Raw genomic sequence first — 6,201 nt, 5'->3', positions numbered from 1 at the left:
AGCCTTTTTAGGCCGAAGCAGGAACGCGATTCAGACGCAAATTTGGATTGCGATGATTGCCTATTTACTGGTGAGTTTCACTCAACATTTAGGGAAAGCGGGTTGGACAGTTCAACGCTTACTCAGAATAATTCAAGTGAATTTATTTGAAAGAAAAACTTTAAAAGCTTTATTCTCACCCGATAAAATCCCCATCAAACAAGAGGAAGCTCATGTGAGCTTCCTCTTGTAAAAATTGTGGGACAGCAGTGGCCACATGGCCTCTTTTTTATTATTCTTAGATTAGCATTTAAAATGAGTCTCTCTGAATTGGTGCCATGATTAAAATCTATCCGCATGGGCTAAATTCCAGATACGATAATAGAAGTTTTCATCATCTCCCGCTTTGCAGTTGAGTAATTCACCTTCTTTTAACCAGAAGTGTAACTGGGCATAATTCTTGATTTCCCGGTCATTAATGCGCTGGGCTAAGTGATGTGGCTTGATATCCGCCGGATGTTTCAAGCCTGCGACTGCAATCATTTCGGATAAGGCACGCAGGGTATTTTTTTGAAAATTCAAGACACGAACAGCCTTGCTGGGAACATGCAGGGCTTTTTGCCGTTCCTGATCCTGGGTGGTAACACCCACCGGACATTGGTTGGTATGACAACTTTGCGCCTGAATGCAACCGATGGCAAACATAAAGCCGCGCGCCGAATTGACCCAGTCCGCCCCAATCGCCATGGTGTTGGCAATGTCAAAAGCACTGATAATTTTGCCGCTTGCTCCGATCTTGATTTGATCTCTTAAACCTGCACCGACCAGGGTGTTATGCACAAACAGTAAACCTTCCCTTAAAGGCGTACCTACGTGGTCAATCAGTTCAATCGGGGCGGCACCACTACCGCCTTCAGAGCCATCTACCACAATAAAGTCCGGCACAATGTGAGTTTCAAGCATGGCTTTGACAATACTCATGAATTGCCAGGGCTGACCAATACAGAGTTTAAAGCCCACCGGTTTACCGTCAGACAATTCACGCAGTTGCTGGATAAAATGCATCATTTCAATTGGGGTGCTAAATGTAGAGTGCTGGGCCGGAGAAACACAATCATGTTCGCGGCTCACTCCGCGTATCTGGGCAATCTCTTCTGAAATCTTGCTTTTAGGCAAAATTCCGCCATGACCGGGTTTTGCCCCTTGAGACAGCTTGATTTCTATCATCTTGATTTGCGGTAATCGGGCTTGGCGGGAAAATTTTTCCGGATCGAACTGACCCTCCAAGGTGCGGCAGCCAAAGTAGGCGCTGCCGAGTTCCCAGACAATATCTCCGCCATTTTCCAGATGATAAGGACTGATACTGCCTTCACCGGTGTCATGATAAAAATTGCCCATTTTCGCCCCCAGATTCAATGCCCGAATCGCATTGGCGCTCAGGCTGCCAAAACTCAGGGCGGAGATATTCATGATGGAGGCGCTATAGGGTTGCCTGCATTGATGATTGCCGATTTGAATACGGAAGCTTTCAGGATCGGCAGGTTTGCATGGCGTAATGGAATGGGTGATAAAACGGTAATCTTGCTGATAGACATCAATCAGGGAACCAAACGGTTTATCGGCATTTTTATTCTTGGCACGTCGGTAAACCAGACTGCGTTGCATCCGTGAAAATGGCAGGGCGTCCTGATCGTTTTCAATAAAATATTGCCGGATTTCAGGACGAAACTCTTCAAAAATAAAGCGAAAATGTCCAATGAGGGGATAATTTTTCAGGATTGAATGCTGATTTTGCAAGATATCATATACGCCAACCAGCGTCAGGATTCCTGAGATCAGCCATAAAGAATTCAGAAAGGGATCGGAAAGAAAATAATGAATATATTGGGGTTCATAGATAATCCGAAACCAGCTAATGGTTAAGGTAATAAAAATGCAGCTAAACCAGACCGAGTATCGTGAGAAAAAAGTATTTAAAAGTCTATGTCTGACGGCTTGGGCTGGAACTGGCATTTTCATGTTTTCCATCAAAGAGTTCATAACATGAATTTGCCTATTTTATATACACGGCACAAGTTCTGATTTGTAAAACCGCTAAAGGGAAGTAAGGCTAAATCTCGGCTTAAGGTTGAGTACAGGCATTATTGATTTCAATGATCCTTGAATTTAATCAAAGTTGGAATGCACACTACAGATGAGCGGCATATAAACACAGGGAAATAGAAATTCAGAATAAATGCTTAATAAATAATCAGATTAAAACTTCAGATCTTATGCTTTCATAAAGCAGAGATTGTGGATTACATTGTTTTTATCCAAGCCACAAGAGGTAATTGATATGACCATGAAATCCATTCGCTATAATAGTGGAGAACTGGCGTGCTAGAGCACAATAGGTTTTTCTCCATGTGTAAAATCCGTCACCATCAAGCTTTGTGTCGGGGTGAGAAAATAAAGCTTGATGTTCTAGGGCGTGTCCTCATTTGGCTTTGCACCAAATAAATATGCAGGCTATACGGATCATAGATTTATAATTGCGTGCTAGTTTATCAAATCGAGTTGCAATAGCACGGAAATGTTTTAATCTCGCAAAAGCATTTTCAACTAAATGTCTTAATTTATATAGATATTTATCAAATTCCTTATTTGATCTCTTACTGTTTGATCTCAATGGAATAATGGGAATCATATTCTTGTTCTTGGCACATATTCTAATGTGCTTAGCATCATATCCCTTGTCAGCAATGAGATAAGTTGCCTCGCCTACCATATCAATCAGTTGTTTTGCAACTTGACTATCGTGGACGTCACCCCCAGTGATTTTAAAATCAATCGGTAATCCATTTGCGTCGGTTGCAAGATGTATTTTTGTTGTTCGTCCACCGCGTGATTGTCCAATTGCTCGTTCGAAACCATGCCGAGCTCCACTTGCATGTTGATGCACGCGTATGTAGCTTCCATCAATGAATACCCATTCCTGATCCAGAATGCCTCGTAATCTAAAAAAAATTTATCCCATAATCCCTTACTTGCCCAGCGATTAAAGCGATTGTAAGCAGTTTGCCAAGGGCAAAGTTCTTGAGGAATATCACGCCATGTCGCACCCGTACGTAGTTTCCATAAGATGGCTTCCATAATATTTCTACTGTTTTTTGAACAGTAACAACCGTGTAATCGCATAGTATCTTGAATTTGCTGCCAAATATCATCGGTGAGAAGAGTACGTGCCATTGAAAAAATATAGAAATGAAAAGAGCTTAAAGGAGGATTTTAAGTATTTAAAACCAATTCTTCAAATGAGGACACCCCCTAGAAGCCCACCAGACCATACTAAAAATAGATCCAAGCAGAAATACTCTATAGTCCCAAAGATTGGGACTTTTTTTTATTGTTTATTTCAGTGCTTTTATTCATCCGCGATTTGGCGAACTGCATTGGAAACTTCAAGCGGTTCGATGTGCTGAATCTTGTTGCCAAAACTCCGTAACCACCATGCAAGTTGTGAAGTGAAAGGCACGCTTGCAGTGACTTGGGCCAAACCGTTTTCTAATTTTTCAATCACCTGGTCAGTGCTGAGCTGGCTTTCATCAAAATAATGTGCATCTTCTTCTGTCATGGTCAGTTTTAAGGCCACATTATGGGTCGGTTTGTTGTAGTCGACCCTAAAGCCTAAGGCACCGGATTCAATATAGGCATCAATATCAAAGTTCACCGGGTGCATTGCGCGCGAATTGAGCACCACAGCCGATTTAAAACGATGCAGGGCAAAGGTCTGAATATCGGTTTTATCATGGCGGGTACAAATGAGATAAATAATTGCACCTTTTTGTACCAATGCTAAGGGATTCAAAATATAGGTTTTTTCTTCACCGGAATGGCTGCGCCCCTGATAGACACATTCCAGCTGTTTGTCTTGCAGCAAGCCTTCATAAATGGACTGCTGCGCCAGTTTGTCGACGACAGGTGGAATCAGCGGTTGGGTCGCCGGGACAATCCGCACACGGTTAATCCATTGGCGTACATTGTTTTGGGTCGACAAGCTGCGACGCGCCAGATCGAACCACGGATTCATCTCTTCAATCAGGCTAGGCGGCAACAGGTGTTTTAAATGTTCCTCGACCATCATAAAGGTGACGGCCTGCGAGCTGGTCATATGCGGCAAACTTTGAATAGGTGCATCTGAACGCCAGCGCCAGCCCTGAGGCACGGTTTTACTGCTTTCAATCGGAAAACGTAGCGAGATCTGATTTAAATCACGTTGAATGGTACGCAGGCTGATATCAATCCCTTCACGCTGCAAAATTTCCTGCAATTCACGGGTACCCATCCATTTCCCGGTAGAAAGACGAGATAAAATTTGCCACTGACGATACAGGCTATTTGACGTTTCTTTTTCTTGTGAAGACATAACTAAAATTAAAGATCGGGTAGAGTGTTTATATATCCATTAAATGATGAACACAATAAAAAAACTGAATTATTTTCGCAAGCATGGTTGCTAGAAACTGTGCATATTTTGACCTGGATTTATCCGGAAATTCCTTGAAATGAATAAAACTATAATAAATCAAGAACCTAAATAATAATTGGCATGCTTGTTGCTTGAATCGGTTGACAATAGAAAATACTTACGAGGTTTGTATGCTTAAAGAAAATCAAGATACAAATTCGATGGCGTCAATGGAGACGTTTTCCCACAATGAAGTGGCAGAGAAGGGCAATGAGTCTTTAACAACCTCATTTAGACCTCAAACTAAATTGAATTCTTTATTTCAACAATTTAAATCACATTTTTTTAATGAATTGGTTGATGAACAGGGGATGACGGGTGAAACCTGCCAAAAGCTGGAACATTGGTTATCACAACATACTTTGGACGAGTTGAAGTGGCTCAACCAGACGGCCAAGGAACATTTTTTATATGACGGTATTACCTTTACTGTTTATGGTGAGTCTGAAGGAATTGAGCGAACCATTCCCTATGACCTGATTCCACGGGTGATGGAGAAAAAGCAATGGAACAAGGTGTCGCTTGGCTGTGCGCAAAGGGTGCGTGCACTGAATTTATTTTTACACGATATTTATCATCAACAGGACATTTTGAAGGCCAATATTGTGCCTGAGTTGCAGGTATTGGCACATGAAGCTTATCAGCCACATATGTATGCACATGACCTGAAAGGAAAAATTTACAGCCAAATCGGTGGGATCGATATTATCCGTGACCGTCATGGTGAATTTTATGTGCTGGAAGATAATTTAAGAACCCCGTCCGGTGTGTCTTATATGCTGGAAAGCCGAAAAATTAGCCAGAAATTAATGCCACAGCTGTTCCAGCAAAATAACGTTTTGGGTATCGAGCAATATCCTCAGTTACTCAAAGAGATTCTGGCTGAAAATGCCTATGTCGATAAGCCTTTTATTGTGGTTCTGACGCCAGGTCGCTACAACAGCGCATATTATGAACATTCCTTCCTGGCAAGGGAGATGGATGTGCCTTTAGTGACATCACGTGACCTTTTTGTAGAGAACGATAAGGTTTATGTCAAAACGATTCGTGGCAGACAGCGGGTTGATGTAATTTATCGTCGAGTCGATGATGCATATCTCGATCCTTTATGCTTTTTGCCGGATAGCACCTTGGGTGTACCCGGCTTAATGTCAGCTTATTTAAATCACAATGTGGTGATTGCCAACGCGCCGGGCACCGGAGTGGCTGATGATAAATCAATCTATCCGTATGTGGATAAAATGATTCATTTTTATCTGGGCGAGCAGGCCATCTTAAAAAATGTGCCGACTTATTTGTGCCGGGAAACAGAAAATCTGGAATACGTCCTGGCCAATCTGGAACAGCTGGTGGTGAAAGAAGCCCAAGGCTCAGGCGGTTATGGCATGTTGATTGGTCCGCAGGCCTCAAGCCGCCAGATTGAAGCTTTTAGAGACAAAATTAGTGCGGCTCCGCATTTGTATATTGCACAGCCGACACTGGATTTATCGGTTTGCCCGACCTTGACTGATTTTGGCGTGGCAGAGCGTCATATCGATTTACGGCCTTTTGTCCTCAGCTCACCATACCGCACCGAGATTGTACCGGGTGGTTTGACACGGGTCGCCATGCAGGCCGGGTCGCTGGTGGTGAATTCTTCACAGGGTGGTGGCGTTAAAGACACATGGGTTGTCGATAACCTGCATTCATAAATATCTAACCATGGGAAGGAA

At 42.7% G+C, this 6,201-nt stretch carries 4 protein-coding genes and 1 pseudogene; 2 read left to right on the top strand and 3 right to left on the bottom strand.

All coding sequences use genetic code 11. From position 1 onward, the window contains the following. Positions 1–232: pseudogene (locus E0H88_RS14745) on the top strand (IS4 family transposase); the annotation flags it as partial. 89 nt (positions 233–321) lie between these two features. Here the strand turns inward: E0H88_RS14745 and E0H88_RS14740 are convergent. The 3 genes from E0H88_RS14740 to E0H88_RS14730 form a co-directional block, all read right to left on the bottom strand. Continuing rightward, complete coding sequence (locus E0H88_RS14740; RefSeq protein WP_131274789.1) at positions 322–1,992, bottom strand: FMN-binding glutamate synthase family protein; 1,671 nt, start codon at positions 1,990–1,992, stop codon at positions 322–324. A 466-nt stretch (positions 1,993–2,458) separates the two neighbouring features. Continuing rightward, positions 2,459–3,210, bottom strand: a protein-coding gene (locus tag E0H88_RS14735; protein WP_502699749.1) for an IS5 family transposase whose coding sequence is annotated in 2 segments (ribosomal slippage) — positions 2,459–2,976 and positions 2,976–3,210 — 753 coding nt in all. Because the reading frame shifts where the segments join, the coding sequence is not laid out codon by codon here. 175 nt (positions 3,211–3,385) lie between these two features. Then, positions 3,386–4,387, bottom strand: a complete 1,002-nt coding sequence (locus tag E0H88_RS14730; RefSeq protein ID WP_131274787.1) for a helix-turn-helix transcriptional regulator — start codon at positions 4,385–4,387, stop codon at positions 3,386–3,388. Positions 4,388–4,659: 272 nt separating this feature from the next. Here E0H88_RS14730 and E0H88_RS14725 point away from each other — a divergent pair, with 272 nt between their 5' ends. Beyond that, entirely contained in the window at positions 4,660–6,180 is a 1,521-nt protein-coding gene (locus E0H88_RS14725; protein ID WP_502699750.1) for a circularly permuted type 2 ATP-grasp protein, read from the top strand. Positions 6,181–6,201 lie beyond the last annotated feature (21 nt).

It is taken from the genome of Acinetobacter sp. ANC 4216 (assembly GCF_004331195.1).
Lineage (GTDB): Bacteria > Pseudomonadota > Gammaproteobacteria > Pseudomonadales > Moraxellaceae > Acinetobacter > Acinetobacter kookii.
The sequence above is the reverse complement of the archived record's forward strand: the minus strand, read 5'-3'. Positions and strand labels throughout refer to the sequence as shown.